The organism is Micromonospora sp. CPCC 205546, from assembly GCF_036902715.1.
Taxonomy (GTDB): Bacteria; Actinomycetota; Actinomycetes; order Mycobacteriales; family Micromonosporaceae; genus Micromonospora.
In genome coordinates this window covers 26,938-52,380 of sequence record NZ_JBAKHL010000036.1, presented here as the reverse complement: position 1 = coordinate 52,380, position 25,443 = coordinate 26,938, and the positions used below count along the sequence as shown (strand labels likewise).

General features: G+C 67.4%; 24 protein-coding genes and 1 tRNA gene. 5 read left to right on the top strand and 20 right to left on the bottom strand.

The genetic code is table 11. The annotated features are described in order from the left end of the window. Window positions 1-24: 24 nt before the first annotated feature. From V6U77_RS18010 to V6U77_RS18000, 3 genes are all read right to left on the bottom strand, one after another. Window positions 25-2,553 carry a putative bifunctional diguanylate cyclase/phosphodiesterase gene (locus V6U77_RS18010; protein ID WP_334607500.1) on the bottom strand — a complete coding sequence of 843 codons (2,529 nt, stop codon included), beginning with the start codon at window positions 2,551-2,553 and terminating at the stop codon, window positions 25-27. Window positions 2,554-2,604: 51 nt separating this feature from the next. Next, a complete protein-coding gene (locus V6U77_RS18005; RefSeq protein ID WP_334607499.1) occupies window positions 2,605-2,748 on the bottom strand; it encodes a hypothetical protein in 144 nt (47 codons plus the stop codon). A 666-nt stretch (window positions 2,749-3,414) separates the two neighbouring features. Further along, on the bottom strand, window positions 3,415-6,147 hold the full coding sequence (locus V6U77_RS18000; RefSeq protein ID WP_334607498.1) for a hypothetical protein: 2,733 nt from the start codon (window positions 6,145-6,147) through the stop codon (window positions 3,415-3,417). Here V6U77_RS18000 and V6U77_RS30080 point away from each other — a divergent pair. Continuing rightward, window positions 6,071-6,712, top strand: a complete 642-nt coding sequence (locus tag V6U77_RS30080; RefSeq protein ID WP_442934455.1) for a DUF6924 domain-containing protein — start codon at window positions 6,071-6,073, stop codon at window positions 6,710-6,712. The genes V6U77_RS18000 and V6U77_RS30080 overlap by 77 nt on opposite strands. 756 nt (window positions 6,713-7,468) lie before the next feature. Here the strand turns inward: V6U77_RS30080 and V6U77_RS17995 are convergent. The 9 genes from V6U77_RS17995 to V6U77_RS17955 all read right to left on the bottom strand — a co-directional run bounded on the left by V6U77_RS17995 (window position 7,469) and on the right by V6U77_RS17955 (window position 14,816). Then, window positions 7,469-8,905 (bottom strand): tyrosine-type recombinase/integrase, encoded by a 1,437-nt coding sequence (locus tag V6U77_RS17995; RefSeq protein WP_334607497.1) that lies wholly within the window; start codon window positions 8,903-8,905, stop codon window positions 7,469-7,471. Next, window positions 8,902-9,087 (bottom strand): helix-turn-helix transcriptional regulator, encoded by a 186-nt coding sequence (locus V6U77_RS17990; RefSeq protein ID WP_018784531.1) that lies wholly within the window; start codon window positions 9,085-9,087, stop codon window positions 8,902-8,904. The genes V6U77_RS17995 and V6U77_RS17990 overlap by 4 nt, the downstream gene beginning before the upstream one ends. After that, the gene (locus V6U77_RS17985; protein WP_334607496.1) at window positions 9,084-10,856 is read right to left on the bottom strand and encodes a replication initiator; all 1,773 of its coding nucleotides are present in this window, start codon (window positions 10,854-10,856) and stop codon (window positions 9,084-9,086) included. Before V6U77_RS17985 ends, V6U77_RS17990 begins: the two co-directional genes overlap by 4 nt. Continuing rightward, complete coding sequence (locus V6U77_RS17980; RefSeq protein WP_334607495.1) at window positions 10,853-11,428, bottom strand: DUF2637 domain-containing protein; 576 nt, start codon at window positions 11,426-11,428, stop codon at window positions 10,853-10,855. The genes V6U77_RS17985 and V6U77_RS17980 overlap by 4 nt, the downstream gene beginning before the upstream one ends. Then, window positions 11,425-11,616, bottom strand: a complete 192-nt coding sequence (locus V6U77_RS17975; protein ID WP_334607493.1) for a hypothetical protein — start codon at window positions 11,614-11,616, stop codon at window positions 11,425-11,427. Before V6U77_RS17975 ends, V6U77_RS17980 begins: the two co-directional genes overlap by 4 nt. A gap of 4 nt (window positions 11,617-11,620) precedes the next feature. Then, window positions 11,621-11,881 (bottom strand): hypothetical protein, encoded by a 261-nt coding sequence (locus tag V6U77_RS17970; RefSeq protein ID WP_334607492.1) that lies wholly within the window; start codon window positions 11,879-11,881, stop codon window positions 11,621-11,623. Beyond that, window positions 11,878-13,467: an FtsK/SpoIIIE domain-containing protein gene (locus tag V6U77_RS17965; RefSeq protein WP_334607491.1), complete on the bottom strand. Its 1,590-nt coding sequence runs from the start codon at window positions 13,465-13,467 to the stop codon at window positions 11,878-11,880. The genes V6U77_RS17970 and V6U77_RS17965 overlap by 4 nt, the downstream gene beginning before the upstream one ends. Before the next feature lie 302 nt (window positions 13,468-13,769). Then, entirely contained in the window at window positions 13,770-14,165 is a 396-nt protein-coding gene (locus tag V6U77_RS17960) for a transcriptional regulator (protein WP_104113758.1), read from the bottom strand. 201 nt (window positions 14,166-14,366) lie between these two features. Beyond that, a complete protein-coding gene (locus V6U77_RS17955; RefSeq protein WP_334607490.1) occupies window positions 14,367-14,816 on the bottom strand; it encodes a hypothetical protein in 450 nt (149 codons plus the stop codon). Window positions 14,817-15,335: 519 nt separating this feature from the next. On the opposite strand from V6U77_RS17955, the gene V6U77_RS17950 reads away from it, so the two are divergent. Further along, a complete protein-coding gene (locus tag V6U77_RS17950) occupies window positions 15,336-15,779 on the top strand; it encodes a hypothetical protein (protein WP_334607489.1) in 444 nt (147 codons plus the stop codon). Here V6U77_RS17950 and V6U77_RS17945 read toward each other — a convergent pair. The 4 genes from V6U77_RS17945 to V6U77_RS17930 form a co-directional block, all read right to left on the bottom strand. After that, entirely contained in the window at window positions 15,763-16,539 is a 777-nt protein-coding gene (locus V6U77_RS17945; RefSeq protein WP_334607488.1) for a glycosyltransferase family 2 protein, read from the bottom strand. The two genes, V6U77_RS17950 and V6U77_RS17945, sit on opposite strands and share 17 nt — an antisense overlap. Further along, the gene (locus V6U77_RS17940; RefSeq protein WP_334607487.1) at window positions 16,527-17,348 is read right to left on the bottom strand and encodes a GntR family transcriptional regulator; all 822 of its coding nucleotides are present in this window, start codon (window positions 17,346-17,348) and stop codon (window positions 16,527-16,529) included. Before V6U77_RS17940 ends, V6U77_RS17945 begins: the two co-directional genes overlap by 13 nt. 149 nt (window positions 17,349-17,497) lie before the next feature. Further along, on the bottom strand, window positions 17,498-17,842 hold the full coding sequence (locus V6U77_RS17935; protein WP_334607486.1) for a precorrin-4 C11-methyltransferase: 345 nt from the start codon (window positions 17,840-17,842) through the stop codon (window positions 17,498-17,500). Further along, complete coding sequence (locus V6U77_RS17930; RefSeq protein ID WP_334607485.1) at window positions 17,835-18,167, bottom strand: hypothetical protein; 333 nt, start codon at window positions 18,165-18,167, stop codon at window positions 17,835-17,837. Before V6U77_RS17930 ends, V6U77_RS17935 begins: the two co-directional genes overlap by 8 nt. Before the next feature lie 550 nt (window positions 18,168-18,717). On the opposite strand from V6U77_RS17930, the gene V6U77_RS17925 reads away from it, so the two are divergent. Next, window positions 18,718-19,140 carry a GntR family transcriptional regulator gene (locus V6U77_RS17925; RefSeq protein ID WP_334607484.1) on the top strand — a complete coding sequence of 141 codons (423 nt, stop codon included), beginning with the start codon at window positions 18,718-18,720 and terminating at the stop codon, window positions 19,138-19,140. Window positions 19,141-19,293: 153 nt separating this feature from the next. On the opposite strand, the gene V6U77_RS17920 is transcribed toward V6U77_RS17925, so the two are convergent. The 3 genes from V6U77_RS17920 to V6U77_RS17910 all read right to left on the bottom strand — a co-directional run bounded on the left by V6U77_RS17920 (window position 19,294) and on the right by V6U77_RS17910 (window position 22,027). Then, window positions 19,294-20,190: a HEPN domain-containing protein gene (locus V6U77_RS17920; RefSeq protein ID WP_334607483.1), complete on the bottom strand. Its 897-nt coding sequence runs from the start codon at window positions 20,188-20,190 to the stop codon at window positions 19,294-19,296. Between the two features lie 45 nt (window positions 20,191-20,235). Then, window positions 20,236-21,309, bottom strand: a complete 1,074-nt coding sequence (locus tag V6U77_RS17915) for a DUF262 domain-containing protein (RefSeq protein WP_334607482.1) — start codon at window positions 21,307-21,309, stop codon at window positions 20,236-20,238. A gap of 634 nt (window positions 21,310-21,943) precedes the next feature. Beyond that, window positions 21,944-22,027, bottom strand: a tRNA-Tyr gene (locus V6U77_RS17910). 148 nt (window positions 22,028-22,175) lie between these two features. On the opposite strand from V6U77_RS17910, the gene V6U77_RS17905 reads away from it, so the two are divergent. Continuing rightward, on the top strand, window positions 22,176-22,670 hold the full coding sequence (locus V6U77_RS17905; protein WP_089003198.1) for a YajQ family cyclic di-GMP-binding protein: 495 nt from the start codon (window positions 22,176-22,178) through the stop codon (window positions 22,668-22,670). Window positions 22,671-23,484: 814 nt separating this feature from the next. On the opposite strand, the gene V6U77_RS17900 is transcribed toward V6U77_RS17905, so the two are convergent. Continuing rightward, entirely contained in the window at window positions 23,485-24,120 is a 636-nt protein-coding gene (locus V6U77_RS17900) for a GNAT family N-acetyltransferase (protein ID WP_334607481.1), read from the bottom strand. Between the two features lie 222 nt (window positions 24,121-24,342). Here V6U77_RS17900 and V6U77_RS17895 point away from each other — a divergent pair, with 222 nt between their 5' ends. Further along, window positions 24,343-25,374: a hypothetical protein gene (locus tag V6U77_RS17895; RefSeq protein ID WP_334607480.1), complete on the top strand. Its 1,032-nt coding sequence runs from the start codon at window positions 24,343-24,345 to the stop codon at window positions 25,372-25,374. Window positions 25,375-25,443: the final 69 nt, after the last annotated feature.

Genomic DNA, 25,443 nt, shown 5'->3' with positions numbered 1-25,443 from the left:
CCCCCACCGGGGCGTTCCCGCAGATCAGGGCACTGCCCGCAGGCGGGGCAGCTCCCCCGGTGAGATCGTCTCCGGGTCCACCTGGGCGCCGAACCACGCCTCCAGCCGCTCGTACGGCAGCGGGCGGCTGAACAGGAAGCCCTGGCCGATCTCACAGCCGATGTCCTGCAGCAGCTCCAGGGTCAGCTCGCTCTCCACGCCCTCGGCGACCACGGCCAGGCCGAACTGCTGGGAGAGCGTGACCACCGCGTTGACGATCGCCAGGTCGCCCGGGTCCGTCGCCATGCCCTGCACGAAGGAACGGTCGACCTTCACCTCGTGCACCGGCAGCCGCCGCAGGTGGGCCAGGGACGAGTCGCCGGTGCCGAAGTCGTCCACCGACAGCCGTACGCCGAGGTCCCGCAGCCGCCGCAGGGTCGGGATGGGCCGGTCGGTGCCGTCCAGCACCCCGGCCTCCTTGATCTCCATCGTGAGCAGCTGCGGCGGCACGCCGTACTCGTCGAGCAGCTCCTTGACGCGGGCCGGGAAGTGCTGGTCGGTGAGCGTACGGGCGGAGAGGTTGACCGCGACGGCGAGCGGCTGGCCGGCGTGCGTCCAGTCCCGGCTGCGCCGCAGCCCCTCGCGGAGCACGAACTCGGTGAACCGGCCGAGCTGGCCGGTGTGCTCGGCCACCGCCACGAAGTCCTCCGGGGCGACCGTGCCGTGCGCCGGGTGCTCCCAGCGGGCCAGGCACTCCACGCCGACCAGCCGGCGGTCCCGCAGCGTCACCTTGGGCTGGAAGTAGACCTCCAGCTCGTCGTTGTCGAGCGCGCGCCGCAGGTCGCCGGCGAGGCCGAGCCGCCGCAGCGACCGGGACTCCAGCGCCGGGCTGAACAGCTGCACGCTGCCCGGCACGGACTTGGCCGCCGTCGCCGCCAGGTCCACCCGTTGCAGCAGGGAGGCGGCGTCGCTGCCGTGGTCGGGGTGCACGGCGACACCGACCGCCGTGTCGACATCGAGGGTGAGCGCGTCGAAGACCATCTCGTCGCGGATCTGCTCGCGCAGCTGCGCCGCCAGCTCCACCGCCGCCTCGGCGCTCTCCAGCCGCAGCGTCACCAGGAACTCGTCCCCGCCGGCCCGCCCGACCAGCGCCGACGAGGGTACGCAGGAACGCAGCCGGTTGGCGACCTCCACCAGCACCTTGTCGCCGGCCGCGTGCCCGAGCGACTCGTTGACCTGGCGCAGCCGGTCGACGTCGAACAGCAGCAGGGCCACCACCTCGCCGGGCGCCCGGATCTTGACCGCTTCCTCCAGCGCGACCGTGATCCGCCGCCGGTTGGGCAGCCTGGTCAGCGTGTCGTGGCTGGCGTCGTGCCGGAGCCGGTCCACCAGCCGCGAATTCTCCAGCGCCACCGCCGCGTGGGCCGCCACCGTCTCGAAGAGAGGCACGTCGGTGCGGACGAAGTAGTTGCTGTCCCCCAGTCGGTTGGCCACCTCCAGCGTCCCGATGACCGCCTGACCGGACCGCAGCGGCAGGACGATCACGTCCTTGACCCGGTGCGCCGTGAGCGGGGCACGCAGGTCGCCGTCGGTCGTCAGCCCTCGGCCGACGGCGACGGTACGACCCTCGTCCCGGGCCCGCTCCCGCACGGGGGCCGGAGTCTTGGCGAAGTCGAGCAGGCCGGGGGCGTCGTTGCGAGCGGTCAGCAGCACCTCGGGGTGCCTGCCCTGAGCAGGCAGCCAGAGGGTGGCGTACTCCGCCTGCATGAGAGCCCGCACGCGGCCCAGCAGGGCGTCCGGCAGCGTGCCGTACTCGCCGCTCTCGCTCACCGCGCGGCTCAGCTCGTACATGTCGGTGAGGGTGCGGTGCTGCCGGAAGAACTGGGCGTACGCCCGGTAGACGAAGGCCAGCGCGACGAGGAGCGCCCCCAGCAGCAGCAACGACCACCAGGTGGCCGCGATGAGGATGAGGAAGATGATCCCGCTGGCGATGTTGATCATCGCTGCCAGGAGACCCGGCACCGACTGGCGCAGCGCGCCCCGGCCGGCCTGCCACCCCTGCAGCAGCGTGTGCACGCTGGCGACCGAGGCCATGCTCAGCAGGGTCACCATGCTGGCCGCGAAGGCCAGTTTCAGCCAGGTGGCCGGGCCGACACCCTCGACGGGCGGCAGGGCCTGGAGCACGAGGACGGCCAGGGACGAACCCGCCGCCGCCCGACCCACGTTGAACCAGAACTTCGTCGCGCCGAACCGGTGCCTCAGGTGCGACACCGCCGACGCGACCGTGTAGATCACGACGACCGTCAGCGGTTCGACGAGATAGAACGCCAGGACCAGCGGAATCTCGGTCAGGGTCACGCCGAGGGACTGCCGCCGGACGGTGAAGTTCAGCACCGGGATGCCGGCGGCCACCATGGCCACGAGGAGTGGCAGCGCGAGCGACCACCCGCCGAACGGCTGCGGCGCGACCAGGCCGACCACCGTGGTGCAGACGATGGCGATCAGGGCCAACGGCCCGGTGATCAGCCACGCGTATTCAGTCGAGCGGGGGCCGGTGGGGCCACGACCCGCCATCCCGTGCCCCCTTACCGGCCCGCCGGTGTCACGTCATCGAGCAGTGGATGCTCAGCGAGGCGCAGGCATGTTCCAGATGATGTCGGCGGTCTGGAGGTCACCGAGTCCCTGGAGATCACCGATCATGACGGCGCTCGCGAGAGCGGCGAGCGCGAAAAGCGAACCAAGCAGCCGGCCGAGCTTTCGACGAGACATGTTTGCTCCTGCAGGGGAAGTGTCACGGGGATGGTGGAGGTTCCACGATGGTGCCACAAGGCAGGTACCCAGGAAAGCGGTGTGCGTACCGACCGGACGAGCGTCGGCGACGTCGCGCCGTTCGGCCCACGGGTCGCCTCGACCGAGCCCTGATCACGGGGCTGAGTGGGCACCGCGCACTTCGCACATTGCGGATTGCGACCTTCCACGCAATTGGGGGAAGGCCCGGGAGTCCAGACGTACCCACCACCATCGTCGGCGCCCTCTCGCCGAGGGCAGACTTGACCGGACATCGACCACCATACTCGTTCTGCGCCAGCATGCCACAGCTTCTGCCGGCGGCCCGACAGACCTCGTGCGCGGACGGGGAGGGCACCGACCGCCCCGCCCGGCCGAGGGGAGCCGGGTGGACCGGCGGGCACGATGCTGTCGATCGCCTCGCGGGCGTCGTCGCGGACCGCCCCGGTGACGCCGTCGCGAGCCCGTCCCACCGGGACCGAATGCGGTGGTGCTCCTCGGTGGCCCGCCGGTACTGTCCGCGGGCTGGACGGCGCGCCGAGGGAGTACGGCGGGGCAACGCCGGCGGCGGCTCAGCCGAACGCCAACGGCCCCCGATCAGCGGTCCTGCTGGTCGGGGGCCGTGGGCGCTATTGGCGGGCAGCGGGTTCAGTTGACCTCGAAGCTGCGGGTGTCGCTGTAGCTGGCCAGGTGGTCGATGTCGGGCGGCATGTGAACCCGGTAGTGGTGGGTGCCCTTCGCCGACGGCTGGATGGTGAACGAGTAGGCGCCGGTCCACGACAACTCCGTGCTGCTCACCGTGGACCAGCTTCCGTCCACGTGACGCTCCAGGCGCACCGTCCTGCCCGGGTGGGCCGGGGACACGCTGCCCGACAGGGTGACCGAGCCGCCGAGGGAAACGGACGTCTTCGACAGCGTGGCAGTGACGGTGGTCCTCACCCAGACCGTCGTGAGGCTGCTCTCCGAACCCAGGCGGGTCGTCGAGCCGAGGTGCAGCCACTTGTAGTCCAGCCCCCACGAGGGCTTGTGGCTGTAGCTCACCTCGCCTGAGCTGTCCGTGGTCGACGTGGTGATCAACGTCCACTGGCTGGTGCCCTTGCGCCTGCCGTAGAGCCGCATCGGAGCGTCCGCGACACCCGCACCGGTGTCCGCGCGGACTGCCGCGCCCGACACCGTAACCGCCGACCCGTGCGCCAGCGACGTGGCGCTGGCCGCGATCGTGGTCGTGCTGCCGACCAGGGTCACACTCGACGCGGCCGACAGCTTGCCGCTGCCGTCCTTGACCCACACCGCGAAGGTGTACGTCGTACCCGGCGCCAATCCCGTCGCCGTGGCACTGCTGCCCGTGCCCCCGTACACCGCAATGCCGGCGGTTGGTGACGACGGCGCCGTCGGGCCCGTGGCACCTCGCACGATCACCTGGTCCAGATCTGTGATCGACGGCAGCGTCCAGGACAGCATGGCCGAGCCGACACCACCGGTCGCCTTGAGATCCGACACCGTCGGCGGGCCCTCGACGGTGAAGCTGTACGTGGTGACCATGGAGGCGGTGCGGTCGGCCGTGAAGCTGCGGACGCTCAGGACGTACCTGTCGGCGGCCGGCGGCGTCCAGGTCACCGCCGCGCTGCCATCGGCCTCGACGGCAACGGTGCCGCTGCCCGCGGCAGACCCGTTGCTGACCCACCATTGGTACGAGGCCGAGCCGGGCATACGCGGTGTGAAGCTGAAGGTGCCCGGGGCGAGGCGACCGCTGCCGGTCGCCGGGAAGTCGGTCGAGGTGACCCGGGGCCCGTCCGTCACGGTCCAGGTCACGCCGCCCTGTTCCGTCCGCACGCCGGCGGCGTTGCGGGCGATGACGGTGACGGCCTTGTAGCCGCTCCTGGTCGGGGTGAAACTGAAGGTGGCGGTGCCGTCGGCGGCCGACTTGACGACCTGGCTGCTGGCCTCGTCGTAGTGGAGCGTCGCCACGTAGTCGACCACGTCGGCCATCCCGCTGCGGGCCGTGAAGGTCGCCGGCGTGCCCAGGTCGGTGCCGCCGGTGCGGGTCACCGTCGGTGCCGCTCCGTCGACGGAGATCGGTTGCCAGCGCGGATGGGAGAGGGTGCCGTCGGCGCTCCGGCTCTGGATCCGCAGGCCGGCGACGCCGGTCTCGGTGGCCGTCCAGGTCAGGTCGGCGGTGCCGTCCGGCCGGGCCGGAACGGTGATCTTCTCGATCGGCCGCTCCTCCAGGCTCGAGTACTCCGCCCAGTAGACGTACGCCTCGACGTTAGACATCCGGGGCGCGAGGCGGAAGGCGAGCGACGACCCGATGACCACGCTGCCGCGCGTGTCCCCGGTGAGCGTCGGGCCGTTGTCGACGATGAACCGGTAGGCGCGGTCCGCGTGCGCCGTGCCGTCGTGCGCGACGCTGTGCACGTAGAGGGTCTGCCAGCCGCCGCGCGTCGGAGCGATCATGACCGTCGCCTTTCCGGCGGCGTCCGCGGGCACGGTGCCCGATGGTCCACCCTCGTCGATCCGCCATGCGAACGACGCGGTGCCAACGAGCCTGGCGGCGGTGAACTCGAACGCGCCGGGCACGCCGACGTTGTAGTCGAGGTTCGGAGACAGGTCCTGGTACGCGGCGGAGAAGACCGACGGTCGGGTCTCCTTGACGTAGAACTCGTGGTAGGCCGGCTCTGACGAGTTGCCAGCCCGGTCGATGGCTCGGACGGTGAGCGAGTGGTGGCCGGCAGCTCGCGGGCTCCAGCGGACGGTCGCCGGACCGCCGAGCCCTTCGGCGTTCACCGTGCCCTCCACGGGGTCTCCCGAGAGTTCGCCCGAGTAGAACCGGTAACGGTAGCTGACGGCGTCGGCGGAGACCGGGGCCAGCGCGAACACGCCGGGGACGCCGATAGCGCCGCTGGCGTCGCCCCAGCTGCCCGCGGGATATTCGGCAGAGGTGACGGTCGGTGCCGGGCCACCGCTGCGGTCGACGGTGAAATGGCACGTGTCGCTCCACGCCGACGCTGCCGCGCCGTCGAGGACCCGCACCCGCCAGGCGTACGTGACGCCGTCGAGCTGCTTCGCCTCGTCCTCGAGCTGGACGTAGACCTCGCCCTGCTCGCCGACGGTGCGGAGCCACTGCTGCGGGTGCTCCGGGTCGGCCACGTCCCACACCTGGAAGTCGGCCTCGAGATGGGGGCCCGCGCCCGTACGGTCGAAGGTGCCCCGCAGCACGACGGCCTGAGCGTCGTTGAGCCTGACCGGGCTCAGGTACGGCCCCGGTGCGGCGGTGGCGCACGACTGGCCGGCGGTCCTGAGGTCAATGGGTGCGCCCGCGGCCGCGGTGGCCGGGGCCGAGGTGAGCCCCACGATCGTGCCGCAGCCAAGTGTCGAGGCCATGATCAGCGCCATGGCACGCTGCCGAGCGCGCGAAGCGTTACGCACGTGGTCTCCCAGATTGACGGGTAGCGTCTGTCAGCCGCGAAGAGGATCGCATGCCGCCGCGACGGAGGATGCCCCGGAACCGTTGCCCGCGGCCATGGCCTACCTGCCCGATAAACACCGCTTTCCAGTGATCCACGCGGATTTCAGGGATGATGCGCTCTGGGACCAAGTGCGAAAGGACATCTCAAGGAAACAGGAACGGGCTCCAGGACAAACGTCGAGTTTGTCGAGGATCCGAGGCTGGCCGGCCTCGATGTGCCGGCGCTGGTCCGCGCCTTTCCCCCGCATACCCTCACGCGTACAACCATCAGGCGGTGTTCGTCGTCGACGCGGTGACCGTCTCATCGCCGGAACATCCCGTCCTCGTCATTGGCCTCAACGGGCGCGGGACGCCGCAGAGCCGTTCCGGGTCGTGCCCGAAGAGCTGCACTCGATCGAGACCAACCTCCCGCTCTCCAACATGGACTTTCGCGACTTCGCGAGGGCAGCGCACCGCAGCGGCGGTGTCTACCGGGGCTGAGCCGCACACAGCACGACCAGGGTTTCCACACTCCGCGAGGCACGCCTCGCCACCGGGCACCCAGCGCGTCATCGATGCGGTCGCTCACCCCGTCCTCTCCCCCGTCGAACGGTTGCGGTGGGTGGGAGCTACGGCGGTGCCGGCGAGCCGCCGGAATGCGGGATCATCTGTTCCCGCGCTTGTTCCCGTAACCAACCACCGAGCACCGGACCGGGCCGGACTCCGCTGGGCTGAACGAGAGCGGCCCCGGAGTGCGTTTCCGCAGCTCACGGGGCCGTTCGTGCACCTGGTGGCGGGTAGAGGATTCGAACCTCTGTAGCTTTCGCGACGGATTTACAGGGCGTCCGCGGTCTTGGCCCTTCCGAGCCTCTGACCTGCTGCGATGCCGCCCTGACTTGGCTTTAACGCCCCCACCGCCCACCATGCGCCCACGCCCACCGGCCTCGCATCAACTCTTGGGGTGCAGTGCACGGAAGCGGAGCCAGCTACCCGTGGCCTCGGAATTAGTCAACACAAGACCGTTTTTTTTAACGGAGTTCGCCGAGCCCGTCACGGCGGCGAGTTGCACGCCCAGGGCACCAAGAACGCCGGCCAGACCAACCATCCAGAGCTGGAAGAGTTCTGGCGCAGCCCCTGGTGCCGCAAGCGCCATACACACCGAGGATCCGCCAGCGGTAAGGGCGGACAAACCCCCGATGATCAACCGTCGAGAACCACGCACGGCCCGACTCTGCCACAGTCCGTCCACACCACGGCTCATCTGAGCGCGTCGCCGATCTTGTCGTTCATGGTGTCGTCTCCCCCGTCGATGCAGTTGGCGTATACCCGGAGCAGGACGGCGACGCCGTGGCCCAGGCGCCGAGCGACCTCGGTCGGCGGGACGCCGGCATTCAGCCAGAGCGACGCCGCCGCGTGCCGCAGGTCGTAGGGACGACGGACGAGCGGCGAGGTGACCTGCGATTCGGTCAGGGCCTTCTCGCGGGCGAGCTTCCACCACCGGTCATAGACCGACTCGGAGAGCGGCCCGCCGTGCAGGCCCCGGAAGAACCGACCATCCGGGCCGACGCCGTGATTCTCGACGTGGGCGCACAGCAGCTCGACGAGCCGGGGCGGGATCGGGACCGTTCGGGTTTCCTGCCGGCCCCGGTGCTTGAGGCCGCGCCGCTCGTGGGAGCCGCCGTCATCGGTCCAGTGCGACCCGGCGCGCGGAGCGGTCCCGGCGAGCACCAGGCGGCCCCAGCGGTATTCGATCTTCTCGTGGTCACAGGACGCGGACGGCTTGACCGCCGCTAGGTCGTCGAAGTCTGTCCCGCAGTCGAGGCAGCGCCCGGGAAGGTCGCAGTCCTCCCGCCGCAGGTCCGCCGCTTCCGAAGGCCGCATGCCCGCGTAGTAGAGGCAGCCGAAGAACGCCGTCACCTTGTCAGCGCGTCTGCCGAGAGATCTTACCGCCTCCAGCAGCGTGGCGACCTGGGCCGGGTTCGCCACCACCCGCCGGTCGATGGACTGCGCGACCTCGGGGGCAGTCCACTGGACCCGGTCGACCGGGTTGGAGGCGATCAGCTCCAGCTCGACGGCGTACCCGAGCGCGTTGTAGAAGGTGGCCCGCTTGCGCTGGACGGTGGAGGCAGCCGCGGGCTTGCCGTCGAGGCGTACGCACAGGCTGTCCAGGACGCGGCGGACCATCGCGGGTGAGTCCAGCTCGACAACTGGGAGGGACGCTGTTTCCAGCCAGGCGAGCGCCGCCGCGTGGTCGGTCGGGATCTCGTCGGACCAGCGGCGCGGGTTGAGGCCGTAGAGGTACAGCGCCTCACGGAGCAGGGCGTCATCCGGGCGGCCCCGCTTCGTCGGCCGGGTCAGGGTCACCGTGATGGAGGTCAGCGCCTCCACGATTGACCGCCGGGTCTTGGCCGCCGCCCGGGGCCACTTCATCTCGACGTACGCGCGGCTGTGCGCGTACCACGTGGTGGGGTTCTTGGTTCTGGCCTCCGAGACCGGGCGGCCGGTGGCCGGGTCGAAGGGCTCCCCCGCGTTGGCCGCCTGGACCAGCTCGGCGCGGAACGAGTGCGCCAGAGCCTTGGTACGGAACATCTCCTCGAAGCGCTGGCTGCTCACCGCCCAGCGGACCCGCCACGGCCGAGCCTTCCGGTCAGCGCGCTTCCCGATCTCCCAAATCTGGACCTCGTAGCTCTTCACGCCGCGTCCTGCTCCAGCTCACCGAGCCACCGACCGAGCGCGGACCGGCGAACCCGAAGCTGCCCGTTGGGGAGCTTGATCACCCGTGGTCCCTTGCCGGTCTGCCGCCAGTAGAACCAGGTCGAGCGCGGTACGCGCAGCTCGGCGAGCACTTCCGGCACGGTCAACAACTCCTCGTTCACTGCTTCTCCTCCCCGTGGTTCTGTGCACTGTGCTGAGTTGCCGAAAGATCTGAGGACCCCTGCGCGGCCCGGTCCTTGGCGGCGAGCAGTTCGGACCGCCAGCGGGCCCGTTCGCTGATCGACCGCATGAGCCGGTGGGACAGGGGCCCCACGTCGGGATCGTCGGGCCGGGCGAGTTCCCAGGCGTGCCGGACCCGCTCGGGCGTGGCGCCCTGGTCGTCGACGAGCTGCCCGGTCTCGGCCGCACCGCTGTCGGTGGTGGCGCCGAGCAGTGCCCGCACCCAGGCCCGCGCGTCGTGCTTGTGGTCGGCGAGGGTCTTGCCCGACCAGTCACGGGAGATGAGGATGCGCCGGCCGCCGATGCCGAGGGTGTCCCGCTGGTGCACCTTGCCCTTGCACCGGCCCGGCTTGAGCTTCGCGTGCGCCTTCTTCGGCTGGACGCCGTACAGGAGCCAGTTCGCGCAACGGTCGGTGCACGGGGTGAGCTGGAGTTGCTGCCAGAGCCGGTCGAGGTGCTTGCGCTGCCGGTCGGTGGTCGCTTTGTGGCAGTCGCCGGTGTGCTTGGTGATGTACTTCGTGACGTACCGGATGGTCCGTTCGGCGTCCTCGGTGCCGGGCATGACGCCGCGGGCGTCGACCTGGGAGCCGAAGCGGACGACGTGCACAGGCTCGGCGTCCGGGTCGTCGTCGATGTCGTCGAGCGCTTCCGCCCAGGTGGACAGCGGCTCGTGGGTGTCTGGGTCGACCCACGCCGCCGTCTGCTCGTCCCAGACCGGGAGCCGGTCGAGGGTGTACCGCTGGACATCCACGCTCGGCCACCAGACCTGGTGGTACGTCGCCGCCGCCACGGTGCGCAGCACGTCGCGGGGGATGGTGCCTCGGATGGCGAAATGCGCGTGCGGGGCGAGGCGACGTTGCGGCTCGACGCAACCGGCGTACTGGACGTTCCAGCCCTCACAGCGGCGCAGGTTCTGCCAGAACCGGTCGAGCAGCCGGGGGAAGTGGACGGCGTCCCAGGCGGCGCGGCGGTAGTCGTATCGGTCGGGGTTGACCGGGGTGCCGTCGGGGCGGACCGGCCCGTACGAGTCGAGGGTGAGCGTGAGCCACATGGACGGTCGGAAGGTCGAGCCGTCGGGGGCGGTGTAGGTCTTGCCGACGGTGCGACGCTCGACCTTGCGCCGGGGCAGGTCGGGGGCATCCTGGCGCCGCCTGGTGGAGCGCTTGCGCCGGCGGCCGGGCTCATCGTCGGAGTCATCGTCGACGCCGCCGTGGGGTGGCCCGACGCGCCCGCGCAGCCCTTCCGCGGCGATGGCTTCCTCTACCTCGCGGATGGCCTCGTCGAGGTCGGTGACCTGGTCCCATTGGGCGGCACGGATGGCCTCGTCGCGGGAGAACTCCAGGTGTGCGCGGAACAGGATCAAGGACTTCTGTGCCTCGGTCGCGGGTTCCGGGCCGGGTAGCGGCTCGTCGTCGCGGTGCCAGCCCTCCCGGATCTGGGCCTGCCGCAGCCGGCGGTTCTTCTTCGCGCACGGCCCGCACTTGTCTTCGCGGGTGGCCCCGCAGGGCAGGTCGATGACCTCGGTCAGACCGGTGTCGAGGTCGGTGCGGCGCATGGCCAGGGGGCGGACGCAGACGCCGTACTCAGCGGCAATCTCTTTGAGCACGTCGACCGAGCGGGGTAGCGCCATGCGGGCCGCCCGCGACCCCGGCCGAGGAGCAACCGGGGTCGGGGCGGCGGGGGCGAGGCCGGGCAGGGTCGGAGCGGTCATCGGATGATCCCGACTACCTGGGGCCGGTTGGGCTGGACGACGCCGAGCGGAGGCAGCACCGCGGCCGGGGCCGGGCGGACCGCCGGGGCGGGCACGGTCGGCTCAGCCGGTCGCTGCGGTTCAGGCTCGGTGACGACCTGCTCCGGGACCTCGTAGGCCCAGTCGACCGGCGGTTGGTCCGGCTCGGGAGCCGGGACGGTCGCGGGCGCGCTGGACAGGACGACCTTCACCAGGGCGAGGAACGCCAACGACGGAACGGCCGCCACGATCCAGCCCCACACCGATGGTTCGGCTTCCGCGACCTGGGCGGCGAGGGAGAGCAGCGCGAACGCGACCAGGAGCACGCCGACCAGGCCGACGGGACGACCGGCGCGACGGCGGGCGCGGATCTCCAAGCCGAGGTAGATCGCCATCAGTTCGACGGCTACGGCGTTGGCCCAGCCGATCCAGTCGGGCTGGCCGTGGGCAACGCTCAGGTCGTGAACGTGGGTGAAGGCAGCAGCGCCGGCCATGGTGCCGATGGCGAGCAGGATCAGCACCCGTACGCCGGATTCGGCTCGTTGGCGGATCATCGGCCACCCCGGGGGTTGCGGACGGTAAGGCTGATGTGGATGTGCTGCCCGTCCAGGTCACGACGGCGGTTGACCATGTGCGCGAGCCCGTGCAGAGCGGCGGCGAGCCGGTCCGGGGAGTCGTTCAGCTCGATGTGCAGCGGCTTGAGCCGGTGGGTGCCGAGGAAGAAGCGCTTGAGGGACGTCATCGGGTTACCTCCGGGCCGGTCGGATGTCGGTGCGGATGTGGTCGGGCGGGTCGCCGAGGGAGGCGACCGCTTCGGAGAGGCAGCGCCACAGCGCCCACGCCTCGTCGGGGGTGAGGCACATGCGGCGCCGGCCGCCACCGACGGCGAGATAGACCGGGTACGGGTCGGGTCGGTCGGCGTCGACGCGGACGGATACCGCCGTCGGGCCGGTCGGGTTGGGCGCGCGCAGCCGGTAGAACCGCCGGCTGTCGGTCGGGGCGGTCACCGCGGGTCGCTCCCGTCGGCGTCGAGGATGTTGCGCAGCGAGTCCGGCAGCAGCGGACCACGACGCGGCCGAGGCAGGGACGGCCGGACCGGTTCAGGGGCCGACTCGCGGCCGACCTGGGCGAGGATGTCCGCCGCGTCAGCCGGGGCCGGATAGTCCCGCGCAAGGTCGCGGATGTGGTCATCAGTGATGTACGAGAACCGGACCCGCAAGGGCTCGGGGGTGCCGTCGAGGATCACGTAACCGACGCCCTTTGCCCAGCGGGGCATCTGATCGGCCAGGGCGCCCCGGTTGCGGGCACCGTCGCCCAACACGAGGTCGACCTGTGCCGCTTCGGTCAGACCGAGCGCGATCCGGGTCGGGAACAGGTCCCGGAACGGCAGCACCTCCTTGCGCGGGTCCTGCAACGCGGCCACGACCAGGACGCCGACCCCGGCACCCTGGGACAGCAACAGGCCCAGCGAGGACGCGATTCGCTTACGCAGGTCGACGTCTTGCAGGTACGCGGTCAGCGCGGCCATCTCGTCGACGACGACCACGACCAGGGGGTCAGCTTCGGTCGGGGTGTGCACCCGGACCGTTCCGGCGAGCCGGGTCTGACGTTCCCGCATGACCGTCACGGCCTCGTCGAGCAGGTCCGCCATGGCCTCGAAGGACTTGCAGGCGAACCGGGCGAACAGGGACCGGCCCATGGCGAACTCCATTCCGCCCTTGGGGTCGATCACCCAGAGCCGGACCAGCCCCGAGGTGATGCCACCGGCCAGCGAGCGGACCAGCGACCAGAGCACCGAGCCCTTGCCGGACCGGGTGGCACCGCCGATGAGGACGTGCGTGGCGAGCAGGTGCAGGGACCAGACGCCCAGGTCTTCCCGCCGAGCCAGCGGCAGGGCGGTGAAGTCCGGGACGGCCGCAGCGTCGAAGGGAGCCACGACCGGCCGCAGGGCATCGGTACGGACGAGCACCAGGTAGACCACGGTCGGCCGGTCCCGGAACCGCACCCGGTCCACCAGGCCCAGCACCAGCGCCCAATAGCCGGTACGAGTCGGCGGGTCGTCGGGCCGCTCGGAGTAGATCCGGGCGTGCCGCCGACCGAAGGCGTACGCGAGATTGGTCGTGACCCGCTGGAAGTCGGCCGGGGTCTGCCCGCGGACCATGCGGATGGTCAGCACGTCGAGGGCCTGATCCGAGCGCACGCGCAGCAGCTCGGGCAGGACGGCCCGATGGTCGTACGTCTCGGCGAGACCGCACAGGGTCATGGCCTCACGCCACGCCCGCCGGTACACGAAGACCTGACGGAACCGGCCGAGCAGCGGGCCAGCGCACCACCGCCACCAGGACGCCTCATCACGCCACCGCCACACGGCCGACACCGCCGACGCCAGGACCAGCGGCACGACCAGACCCGCCCAGCCGTACTCGGCGTAGAGCACGACGGCGAGCACGGCCAGGCCCACGGCGACCGGGTGGCGCAGGCCCCACCAGCAGGCCCGAGCGAGCCAGCGCAGCACCAGGCCGAGCACGACCGCCCACATCGGTAGCTCGAACCGCTTCGGCCGGATCACCATCAGGTCCCCGGTGGTCGTCATGACCACTTCGCCCCGCGGCCGGCGCATCATCGCGCACCCCGCAGCGACACGAACCGGCCCGACGAGTCGCGGACCGCAGGAAGGGGAAGAACGAGCTGACCGACGCAGAGCGGGCAGCGGTCAGCCGCGCCGCCGGCCGGGTCGAACCGGGACTGACACACGCCGCACCGAGGCTGAGCCGGGGCAGCCGAACGCCTACGCTTGGACACGTCACTACCTCTCTCGACAGAGCAGGGGGAAGAGACAGAGGGGCGGGGCTGCCGTCCGCCAAGACCTGACAGCCCCGCCCCCACCCGATGCGGCTACGCCGCCGCTTTCTTGGCCACGCCCGCCGGAGCGCGCATGCCGGTCGCCCGCAGCGAGTACGCCATCCGGTTGTTGTTGGTCACGTACGGCGTGACCGTCATGCCCTCGAACTCGACCGCCTCGAACGGGGCGCCCGTCGGCGGGACCGGCTGGTAGTCCGCCGAGATCTTCACCGTCGTCTCCCGGGAGCGCTTGCCAAGCTCCGGGTCCAGGTCCATTACGCGGACCTGCCACACCCGCTGGCCGGTCAACTTGTCCTTCGCCGGGCTACGCCGGCCGGTCTTCTCGTCGTAGTCCTCGACCTCACCCAAGGACTCGGGGACCAGGGCGCATCCCGCCGGGAACACGTCCTCACAACGCACGGCGAACCTCGTACCGCCACGCAGAGCCATCGCTCAACCTCCAGGTTGTTGGCATGTCTGCCAAGTTGAGACACCAAGGTAGACGGCACTTGGCAGACAAGTCAACAAGTGCCGCTGAAGCCTTGCGGTTGATCCCCATGACCGCGGCTGGCCGTCCGTGCCAGCCGACCTCACCGCCCAGGCGCCAGCCGGCCGAATCAAGGCCGCCGGAGGACGCGGAGTCCGCTCAGATCAGAGAAGGCCCCGGACATCAAGGTTGTACCCGATGTAGGATTTGATTATCCCGCTTAGCTTTCCGCCATAAATCCGCGCGAAGTCGATCGGATCATCCGTGGTCAGATCCGCCAGGTAGGCATCAGCCGCGCATCCTTCCGCAGCCCTTGCCGCAAAAGATGTGAATTCCTTGAGGAATTCCTGCGAAGCTTCGACGCCTGCAGCCTGAGCCAATGCTGAATAAATTGGTAACCAAAGCCCGTCGTGGCAGTCCCTACGCCACTTTTCCACCCTTGCAGCTTCCGGAAGATGCGCTGAGTCCCCCAACAAGGAGTTCAGCTTCCGGATGATCGCCTCCATGCGCATCCGACGCCGGATGTTTGCCGGGGCGGCCTTGTCGATGATGCTAGGCAAGGAGATTCGCCCTACAGTCAGGAGTTGTGCATCCTGGAGCAGGGAAAAGCGCATGCGCTCTAGGATGTCGTCCAGCCACACTAAGGACTGCGCAAACGCGGCGAGATCACGACGGTAATCGTCCTTGCTAGCCCATCTTCGGTCAAAAGTTGATTCATGAACACGGTATCCACGAGCCTGAAGTTCAACAACCGCGGTCTCTCTACTCGGAATTCTACCCGCCCGCCGCCTGGCCAACTCTGACCGCAAGTTCCGCCCAAGGCAGACATCGATTCCAACCTGCAAGAAGGCCCCAACATCATTGAGGTTCGCATCCTTAGGGTTAACGAGGCCCAACCTCATCACGGGAGGGATGCTTGGTTTCGTTGTTCTCTCAGCCATCCAGGAAGGGTGCCCGAAGAGCAGGAACTGACGCAAGCATCCAGACACCTCCTGCCTGAGTCGTGGAGCGGGTCCGCACCAAATCGGCCACCCAGCAATTATGAGTTCTATTCCGAATAGACGGTGCCCCGTCAGTTCGTGTCGCCCTGCTTCTCCCGGCTTAAGGAGCCGGCCGCAGGGTATCGAACCGCCATGACAGGCGATGACAGGTCGGTAGACGAAGAGCACTCCCGTCCCAAGGGCGTAGATGACGCCACGGTTGAGGCGCTAGGCGAGTTGAGTAAGGCCTTGGAGACGATCCACCGGGTGCGCGGTCACCTGTATTCGGCGCACCAGCTCGTGGGCGGCGCGGATCTCACCCTCGATCGGGTGGTGAAGCTGCTCCGCGAGGCCGGGCACGACGAGATGGCCGACCGGGTCGAGCATGAGCTGTTGGGGCGCAACGTGCTACCGGGCCGGTGGACGTTCCAGATCATGGAGGAGTTCGACGACGGCTACTACGCCGCGTTCCAGGAGATCGAGCGGGAGGCGCGGGAGAAGCTGGCCGGCGGACGGCGGCACATTTACGAAGCGGAGATGAAGGAGCGGCGCCGCACCCCTGGCATGCCGGGACACGAGGCTACGCCGGAGGCGTGAGCGGCAATCCGTTAGGCAGCATCGAGGCCAGGGCGTTGGCTCTGGCTTCGATGATCTTCATTCGTCCCTGGTACTCGGCCGGCTCCCTGTGCGCGGGCTGACTGGTGACCTGACCGGGCCACTTGCGATACAGCAGCCCGTACTCACGGGTGAAGTAGCCCTCGCTGATTGCATTGGCGGCGAGCAGAAGCCCGGTGTCCTCGGAGGCCGGCAGAGCCATCCAGCCGCCCAGGGCGAAGACGAGATCCCGCCGCAGGCACAGCGTCGCCGGATGCACGGACGCCCGATAGCCGTTCGCCTGCCAAAACGACAGGACCGATCCGCGGTCGATGACTCCGCCGGCCGGGTCCTTGTCCCATCCGGCCGTTGACCCGTCGGGCAACAGATCGAGTACCCGCGAGGTGGTCCAGCCGATCTGCGGGTGCGCGTCGAACGCGGCGATGTCCCGAGCAAGCGCGCCGGGGGTCAACTGGTCGTCGGCGTCTAGGACCTTGATGAGTTCCCCGGAGACTCGGGAAAGCGCGAGGGTACGAGCTACGCCAGGCCCACCGGGACGGCCGGTGCCGTGACTGATCCGGGGATCATCGGGCAGCGCGTCAACCAGGGCGCCAGTCTGCCCGTCCTCTTGGACGAGCCATTGCCAGTCCCACCCGTCAGGCATCTCCTGCTTTGCCAACGACTCGTAGGCGCCAGCCAGGTACTCGATGCTGGGCGCGTGGACCGGAGTGATGACCGAGACGAGCTGCGTCAAGTTTTCCACCGCTGGAGTTTGTGGGAGTAGACAAGCTCGGTGCGGTCACCCGGCATCACCACGTCGGCGACCTCGACGACCCGCCCGGTGGTGTCGACCGAGGTCTTGCGCACGGTGAGCACGGAGACGCCCGGGTCGATGTCCAGCAGCTCGGCCTCATCCGGCGATGGCGGACGCGCGCGAACCTCGTCGTCGATCCGATCCAGCTCGATGCCGAGGGTGTAGAGCTGATGCTGCGTACCGCCCGGCCACGGCTCCTTGCCCTCGTCGAGCAGGTCCGGGTTCGCGGCCACTAGGTCATACGGCAGGTACGAGTACGACACCGTCAGCGGCGCGTTCTCGTGCCGTGAGGACGTCCAGTAGACCCGGCGCAGCAGCGGCGTACCCGGCTCGACCTGCAAGGCCGCCGCCATCTCCTCGTCAGCGTTCACGCGGGAGTATTCGGCGTGGAACTTCAGGTCGTCGACGGTAAGGCCGGTGTCGTGCTCGGTGGCGCCGGTCTTCAGCCGTTCCGCCTCGTCGAGCAGGACGCGATCCTTCTCCCACTGGTACCGCTCGGTGTTGCGACGGCGTACCCGCTGGCGAGGTGCCCGCACGTAGGTGCCGCGCCCCTGCTCCGCCCGAACCAGGCCCCACTCCCGGAGCTGCCGGATGGCGTTGCGGACGCTGGTGCGGGACAGGCCGGACGACTCAGCCAGCTCGGTCTCGCTGGGCATCAGAATGCCCGGTGGCAGCTCCCCGCTCATGATCTTCGCCCGCAACTCCTCAGCGAGTTGCAGGTAACGAGGGCGCCAGTCCCGGCTATGCACACCGGCCACCGTACCCCCTAGACGTTCCAACGTCTGCCATGTGGTCCCCCCAGCAGGCCGCTCGGGAACTGGAGGAATCGCTACCGCCGCTCGCGGTGACTGCCCGCGGCGAGCGCCGGGAGTACGAGGGGCGGCTACAGCCCGACGGCTGCTGGAGTTCACTGCGTCTCCCCCGCCCGTTCGTGTCGGCCAATCGGCGCCAGCATCTCCAGGCGGGCACGGGTCAGCTCGTCGATGAGCCGGTCGACCTGCGCCGGCGACATGAGCACGGTCTGCGTTGCGCCGTAGCGGGTCGCATCGAGCTTCACGGCCAGGCCCCGGCGCGCGAACCGGTCGACGAGCAGTTGAACGGTCACCCAGCCGGTCCGCTCCCGCCCGATGGTGGACGGCAAGCCCCGGTGCATCGGATCGTTCGGCCCGCAGCCCCGGCACCACATCGGGCACACGGCCGGCTCGATCGAGGACGACGGCTGACGCTCCGTCATGGGTTCGTCTTCACTCATCGTCGGCCCCCTTCTGGCCGCCAGCTTGCTTAAGCAGCTCGCGCAGATGCTCGACCAGTTGGACGACCTGCGGCAACGGCAACTCCGCCCAGCCCATCCCGGCCCGGCACGTCGCGTGAACCGCGATCAGGGGCGCCGTGGGGTCGGCACCGATGAGGTACGTGACGATGTGGCCGCTCGCTTGGGTATCACCGACCCGGTACATCAGGCCCCGATGGCGACGGGCCATATGCGTCATCAGCGGCGGCACCAGGTGGCCGCAGCGATCCGGGGCGCACCAGTCCGGGTGGCTCGTGACGTCAGCCGGTTTGCTCGTACGGCTCACCGCGGCCACCGCCCACCGCTACCCCGGTACAGCTGCGCCCGCGTCATCAGTGGCGCGTACCGCAGCGCGGGCAGCTCCCGCGTCGGCCCCGAGGGCCACCGATGCGAGGGCGGGACAGAAACCGATCGGGGACGCGACAAGGCGTTAAAGCTGGTGGCCCGGGTCGACGGACGCCGCCAGGACCACCAGGACGAGAACCAGCGGCGCCGACGATGAGAGCCGGACATCGCACCTCCACAGTAGGCGGGGACCGGTGGCCAGCTACGGGGGAAATGCAGCCAGCCACCGGCCCGGATGAAGGCACGGCGCACCGTCCGACGCAGACGGGTCGGGTATCGCCGAGCCAACTTGTACGCGCGGCTACCGCAACCGGTCCGACAGGACGCCGCGCATCAGGTGCGACCAGGGCCGACACGAGACCACCCCTGACACGTGCCGTCAGCCTGGCTACACACAGAGAAACGTACCTACAAGTGGACGTGTTGTCTATACGTCGAAACGGGTCGCTTGGTTGGCACTTGGTACGACAAGTGCCAGGTACCGTGAGCAGGTGCCCACCCCGCACTACGGACAGCCCCTTTACCGCGTGATCGCGGACGAACTCCGGGAACGCATCGAGAGCGGCGTCATTCCACCTGGCGCTCTCCTGCCAGCCGAGAGCGTGCTCACCGTCGAGTTTCGGGCGAGCCGCGGCACAGTCCGCAGGGCCATAGCTGCTCTCCGGAACGAGGGTTTGGCGAATACCGAGCATGGTAGGGGTACCTACGCCCAGGCAAACTCCTACGATCACGACCCAAATCGATGCAGCGGTATAGAAACGAGGCAGCGTGAGGTTGCTGCGGATGCAGAACTAGCGGACCTATTTGGCATCGAGGTCGGGGCACTCTTGATCGAATACGAGAGCGTAACGCGGAGAGGAAGAGGAGTCGAGAGGGTCGCCCGAGTCTATCGGCTAAAACCCACCTGCCATTGAACGGCCGGGTAAATGAGGTCGGCGATGATGGCAAACCCCTGGTCAACAGCAGCCGACGCTGCAACCGTAGCAAGGGCGCAGCCTGACGCGAGTCACGCTGCGAGTGTCAACGGATGGCCAGAGCCTGCCAGGTTCCAAACAAAGCCGGTTCACTTAAGCGCAGTCTGTACTCTCCCAACGGATTGCCGTTCCACTCTTATCTCTTTCCACTACAGCATCGTAGCTCAGCCGGGCTTTCGAAATTGCATACAACCAGGCAGCATTTCGGTCAGGATCGGTCTTCAGCGCTCGGCGAGCTTTCTCCTTCTTGCAGGCATAACGCCTTCCATCAAAGTCGACAAAGATGATCGAAATGTCATCCGCTAGCTTCGGACGTGAGGCTTGCGCAAAGCTAGTGACGCTATCATGAATTAGACGTGCCGCCCTACTTGCAAGAAGATCAAACCCAAGAGCGATTGCCTTAGCCTGCTGACAGAAAGTCAGCAACTCGCTCGGCTGAATATTGGAGTCCGCCTTGTGCGCTGCCCGATTGCGCAGTCTCAGCCCTTGGGCGTATGCGTCCCGGAGTGGCACCCCACCCAGTCCGACCCGAGAACCGAGTCTTGTCATTTCATTCCAAGGATCCGCAGCATGTAGTGTCTTTAGAATAGAACTCACTTCATCAGCACCTACGTTAGAGCCATTGTAGCCCAACGAGAACTTTGATATGTGCAGCGGACCAGTGAGCGTGCTAGCGACCTCAGACGCGGCCTGTTGCAGCAAAGGTACCGGATCGTCCCCCTGACGGCTCGCCATTTTTGCATGAGCGTGAGCCGCTCGCATGACTTCCACGGTGGCCGCAAGAACTAAGTCACGCGGGAGATCGGAGAAGACGAGCGCCGTTCGACTGATGTAACCTAATACTTCTGCAGATCTTTCGCGTATGAAATCTTCAAGCGCGCTGAATGTCACGACCATTAGGCCGTTACGCAGAATCCTAGCCCGATTATTGTGGGAGACGTCAGTTAGCGCTTGGTCAATGAGAAGTGGCTGGGCGAGTGCATCCTGCACGGCAACGACTCTGTCCAAGAAGTTGCGACGTGTAACCGACATACGCTATTCAGCCGCCTCGCGCAACGCATCGGCCATTTTGCTGACTCTGTATTTCACCTTCGAGGGCGTATTGGTGGCGACACGGACGGCATCCTCAAAATTCTCGTCCTCGAAAAGCTCTCGAGTGATTTGCTCAGCGCGCCCCTTCTTGCGTCCTAGTTTCTCAATAACCGCCGGGGAAACGAGGCTCACAGCAATCATCTGGCTGTCATACATTCCAGCCAAGGCCTGATCTCGCCATGCACCTCGATCGGGACGCTTGAATGCGTTAACGCCCCAGAGCCGTTCGCACCCGCTTATCGCGCTCAGAAAATCAGACGACAAATCTTTTAGCGACTTCGGGTCGGGGTTCTGATTCCTCTGCATGAAGGCATCCATTGACCAACGAAAGTCGCCCGAAAATTGCTGCCAAGTGTCCATCAGGGTAAAATACCGCAACACATATTCCACATCGAGCATTGCCCTGTATGCCGGGGACCTAGTATCACGAATCTTCAACTGGTGACGAAGGAAAGAGTTTTCGGACAGCGTCACGAGTAGGTCGTTAAGGCTGCCTCGATAGATTACGTTACGGATCTCCTGTGCGTTGAGCGGCTGACCGCCTGAGTTTAGGCGATGGAAGACCTCGTATTTAGTTGCCGGGTCGCTCTGACGCAGCAATGTAACTGCTCGAATATACGGGCGGACGAGTAGCGCGTTTTTGAGTGAAGGCGGAAGATCCTTAAAACGGTATCCGTTGAGCTCTTCAAACCTTCCGAGGAGTGAAAGAGTGAGACGATTCCTCATAAACTCGTGTATCGCCGTCAGTCGCTGCTTTCCATCGATCACTGAATAGCTTCCGAAATCATCTTCGGCAAGGTACACGGGAGGCACCGGTATGTTAAGCAAGAAAGACTCTATTAGAGCCGACTGCTTAGCTGGATCCCACCTTTCGCGACGCTGAAACTGGGGGCGGACATCGATAGCCTCACTTTCAACCATCGAGGCCACAGTTTCAAGAGACAGGTCAGACGCCTGGAGAACTAACGCATCTTGCGCCAGTTCAAATCTCCGTGTGACGTCACTGTCAGTGCGCATCGTACTCCTATGGACATCATGCATCAGTGCCAGATGGATAACCGTACCGACCAAGAGTGCCCCAGTCTAGGGCGCAGCGAGGGAGACGGGCGCGACGGCAGAGCGCGAGCCGGGCCCGAGCAAGATTCTCGCTGGTATTGGCATTCAAGCATTCAAGAAACCACTGCCGATTTCTTCTGTTCTGGATCAAGGCACCGCGCTTCGCGCGGTGCGGGGCGGTGAGCCCGGCCGGCGGCAAGCCGCCCCGGTCGCCTGCGGCGCCGGGGCGGTCAGCCACCGACGGCCGCCGGGCAGCCGCCCCCCACGACGGAGAACTCACAGGGCCGCATCAGCTCCAGGCGGTACGGAAGCCGACCAAGTCAGCCCAGCAACCCGCTCAGGGCTTCCGGCTGCCGCGCCAGTCCAAACCCCGGACTGGCTTGCCCCCGGCCTGACTCCCGTACCCACAGACCGCCTCAGCCGCCCAGGCGACGCCGTCCGCGACCCGAGCGCTCGGCCGAGGAACGGGCATGATCGACCTGCCCACTATCTGCCCACAACCAGTCGTGATCGGCTGGACTCAGCCAGACTCGGCTAGATCAACGACAACGGCCCCCGATCAGCATCTCTGCTGGTCAGGGGCCGTAATCGCACCTGGTGGCGGGTAGAGGATTCGAACCTCTGTAGCTTTCGCGACGGATTTACAGTCCGCTCCCATTGGCCGCTCGGGCAACCCGCCAGGGCACCCCACCGCGTCGTAACGCGGCAGCGGAAGCAAGGATAGCGGCTCACCCCGGCATCGGCGCAACCGGGTACCGTCAGGGGGTCGTACCGCTGGTCAGCGGGGGACGAAGGACCACAGACCGCCGGACAGCAGGAGCATGAGCATGGCAGCGAACCCGTCGTTCGACATCGTGAGCAAGGTCGACCGCCAGGAGGTCGACAACGCCCTCCGTCAGGCGGAGAAGGAGCTCGCGACGCGGTTCGACTTCCGGGGCACCGGCGCCGAGATCTCCTGGTCGGGCGAGGAGGCGATCAGCCTCCAGGCGGAGACCGAGGAGCGGGTGCGGGCGGCGCTGGAGGTCTTCAAGGAGAAGGTCATCAAGCGGAACATCTCGCTGAAGTCACTGGACGCCGGCGACCCCCGCTCGTCGGGCAAGATCTTCAAGATCGACTGCAAGGTGATCCAGGGCATCGACTCCGACAAGGCCAAGGCGATCAGCAAGAAGATCCGCGACGAGGGCCCCAAGGGCGTCCAGGCCCAGATCCAGGGCGACCAGCTGCGCGTCACCGGCAAGAAGCGCGACGACCTCCAGGCCGTCATCGCGCTGCTCAAGGGCGAGGACTTCGGCGTCGCCCTCCAGTTCACCAACTACAGGTAAGGAGGTAGCGGCCAGCCTGGTCATTAGGCTGGCCACACCTTGTCACCTGGGCAGACGTTGTCATCAGTGGTCGTTGTTGGTTGCTCGCAATCGGCCTCCGACGGCCTGGCGACGGCCTGGACCTGCTCTTGCCCGGGGGCGGCTCAGCTTGGCGGCGGTGGGCAGGATTGGCAGATGGCAACCTGAATCACTACTCGCTCGTCCAGCCTCGCGGCGACCGTTTCGCCATCGCTAGTGATCTTCGCGCCGCACCCGTCGCAAACCACCCCCGCGCTGGTCGTGGCTGCCGGCAGCCCACTCGCCATCGCGTGGATCTCACATACGAGCTTCCACGGGTACCAGCTGAACCACGCCACGTCCGCCTCTTCAGCGTCAGCGCAACAAAACTCGACGTCACCTTGCTCGACCATGAGCGCCAGCCTCATGGCTCCGTTGTAGACAGGAGCGTAGGTCGAGTTGTCCCTTGCCCACTGGCGGGCAACCCGCCTGATCTCATCCATACGAGTCACGCTCAAGAGATACCCCACAGCGCCAAGCCCTGCCCATGACGCCATCTCTGGTCGGCGTTTGACGGCCCAGCAACCGGTCCAGACGGCTCGTAGACGGCCCGGCCGACCCCTCGCTTGTAAGTTCTGGGCGCTCTGTCCGGCGGTGTCCGTCGGCGTCATCGGCCTCGGGCCACCGTCCGGCCTCGGTTTCAACTGTGTGGCTGCGTCTACGCCGGTTGCTGTCACCGTTGCTGTCGACAGTCACGCCCAAGCCCCGCGTCGGCAGGCGGTCGGAGCGCTGGTAATCGCTCCGGGACGGGGCTCTGTTAGGTCCACGCTGCTTGTGCGGCCAGCTCAACGATGAGATCACGCTGGGCGACGCGTCCGCCGCGAGATGTCCAGGCGGTAACGGGTCGGGCGGGGTCGAGGCGGGTCCACGCCCAACGTGGGTGGGTCATCCTGGGCTGATGAACCCACACCATCGGTCCGTAGCGTCGGGTGCGAACGTCGGGGATCACGAGGGCGTGGCCGTGGTCACCGACGTGCCAGCCGAGGCCGGTGTACCAGCCGGCGGATTTGGCGTGGATCGTGGCCATCATGCCGAGCCGGCCGGCGGCGAGGGCGCGGCGCTGCGCGTCGACGACGAGGTCGGTTCCAAGGCCGTGCCCGCGATGAGTGTCCGCGACGGTGACAAACCCGAGTTCGCACCAGACGCTTTCGAGCATGACCTGGCCTTCGCCCATGTGGGGCTTGATCACTGCGAACCCGCTCACCTGATTGTCTTCGAGGGTAACGGTGAAGGCCCAACCGTTTCGGGGCGCTTTGGTGATTGTCCTCTGTAGGTTCCCTGGGCGGGGGAACGCAAGGCTCCAGTTGACTCCGAACGCGCGGCTGCCAAGCGCGTTGATCGCGTCGGCGTGACTGGCGGTTGCTTCATGGATCGGCCGGGGCGTCGCCTGCATGCCGGGAACCTACCGCGTGCGACGGGTACATCGCGTACCTCGGCGCCACCCCTATCGGGCCGCAGCGGCACTGGTCGCGGCCGTCGTCACCCAGTGGTCACCCAGCACGGGCTCGTGGGGAGCCTGCCGCTAGTCCCACGAGCCGCCCGGCCAGCCTCCGGATGCCTGGTCTGGCCCGTATTGCTGATGCGCTCAACCACGCGATGCCCCCAGGCTGTAGACATGCCGTCGTTCTACATCATGGCCCTCGGCCTCGTCCCGGATGGCGAAGCGGGAGGGGCAGAGTCGTGTCGTCTTATTCCCCGAGCTTGGGGCGTAGCAATATTCGATTGGGCTTTGCTGGCCACTCAACACAAGATGCACGTGCCTTATCAGCTAGCCGACTCTTATGCAAATAGCTGCAATCTGGAGTTCCGTGTCAAGGCAGATACGGCGGATGCAGCAGTTCAGAGCTTCCGATCTATCACTGTTGCCTTGCTTGCTTCGGGGGTGGCGCCGTTCGGGGTACCGATGGTGTCGACGCACAGCATCAACGACTTCTCGAATATCAGCGGGGCAGCGTGCGACGAAAATGACCCGCGCCACGGGCAGGCAAAGCGGATCGCCTCGAAGGAGGAGGTTGTTGAGATCTGGCCGGCCGCTACGAGCAGCGGCGGGATGGCCGCCCTGGGTGCCACACGTCGCGTATCGGCGAAGCTCGTTGCGGAGGCGACCAGGGAGGCCGAACTGTGGCGCGACCTGGTCAAGAAGCAGCCTGTGTTGCACGTGCTGGAAGACACGATCCTCTCGGTTCCTCAAACGACGAACATGGGTCAGGGGATCCTTCAAATGTGGACGGGTCTCGAATCCCTCTTCCCAAAAGTGCAGAGCGAGGTATCTTTTAAGCTCGCTCTTTACTTGGCGCAACTTCAAGGCGCATCCAAAAGTCGCCTGGCATATTTCAATAAAGCCAAAAAGGCGTATAACATCCGATCGAAGATTGCTCACGGTGGAAGCCTTCGCGATGACACCGAGCAAAATCGAGAGAAATGGTCTTCAAATTGGGCACTGCTCATTGACGCCTACAAGGCGATTCTGGTTCGCCGAGGGTTGCCAGACGAAGAGGAACTAATCGCCGAACTCCTTAGGGACGCTGACGAAGCGGGCGGGGATGCAAACCCGCGCCCACCGAGCGGGTTGCCATCCCGTCTGCCGTCGACCCGCCCTCCTGGGGAGCGGGCCGCCGCCCGGCCCGCCACGTCAAGCGGACCTTGACGCACGTTCGGACGCTGGCGGGTCGGGCGGTGGTCTGCTCGGCTTGCCCGGGTCGAGGGCAGGCGGGAT

Coding starts and splice junctions, on each gene's coding strand:
- V6U77_RS18010 (WP_334607500.1), bottom strand. CDS start 2,553: ATGGCGGGTCGTGGCCCCACCGGCCCCCGCTCGACTGAATACGCGTGG.
- V6U77_RS18005 (WP_334607499.1), bottom strand. CDS start 2,748: ATGTCTCGTCGAAAGCTCGGCCGGCTGCTTGGTTCGCTTTTCGCGCTC.
- V6U77_RS30080 (WP_442934455.1), top strand. CDS start 6,071: ATGGGTGCGCCCGCGGCCGCGGTGGCCGGGGCCGAGGTGAGCCCCACG.
- V6U77_RS18000 (WP_334607498.1), bottom strand. CDS start 6,147: ATGGCCTCGACACTTGGCTGCGGCACGATCGTGGGGCTCACCTCGGCC.
- V6U77_RS17985 (WP_334607496.1), bottom strand. CDS start 10,856: ATGACCGCTCCGACCCTGCCCGGCCTCGCCCCCGCCGCCCCGACCCCG.
- V6U77_RS17980 (WP_334607495.1), bottom strand. CDS start 11,428: ATGATCCGCCAACGAGCCGAATCCGGCGTACGGGTGCTGATCCTGCTC.
- V6U77_RS17975 (WP_334607493.1), bottom strand. CDS start 11,616: ATGACGTCCCTCAAGCGCTTCTTCCTCGGCACCCACCGGCTCAAGCCG.
- V6U77_RS17965 (WP_334607491.1), bottom strand. CDS start 13,467: ATGACGACCACCGGGGACCTGATGGTGATCCGGCCGAAGCGGTTCGAG.
- V6U77_RS17960 (WP_104113758.1), bottom strand. CDS start 14,165: ATGGCTCTGCGTGGCGGTACGAGGTTCGCCGTGCGTTGTGAGGACGTG.
- V6U77_RS17955 (WP_334607490.1), bottom strand. CDS start 14,816: ATGCGCTTTTCCCTGCTCCAGGATGCACAACTCCTGACTGTAGGGCGA.
- V6U77_RS17950 (WP_334607489.1), top strand. CDS start 15,336: ATGACAGGCGATGACAGGTCGGTAGACGAAGAGCACTCCCGTCCCAAG.
- V6U77_RS17935 (WP_334607486.1), bottom strand. CDS start 17,842: ATGAGTGAAGACGAACCCATGACGGAGCGTCAGCCGTCGTCCTCGATC.
- V6U77_RS17915 (WP_334607482.1), bottom strand. CDS start 21,309: ATGCGCACTGACAGTGACGTCACACGGAGATTTGAACTGGCGCAAGAT.
- V6U77_RS17905 (WP_089003198.1), top strand. CDS start 22,176: ATGGCAGCGAACCCGTCGTTCGACATCGTGAGCAAGGTCGACCGCCAG.
- V6U77_RS17900 (WP_334607481.1), bottom strand. CDS start 24,120: ATGCAGGCGACGCCCCGGCCGATCCATGAAGCAACCGCCAGTCACGCC.
- V6U77_RS17895 (WP_334607480.1), top strand. CDS start 24,343: ATGCCGTCGTTCTACATCATGGCCCTCGGCCTCGTCCCGGATGGCGAA.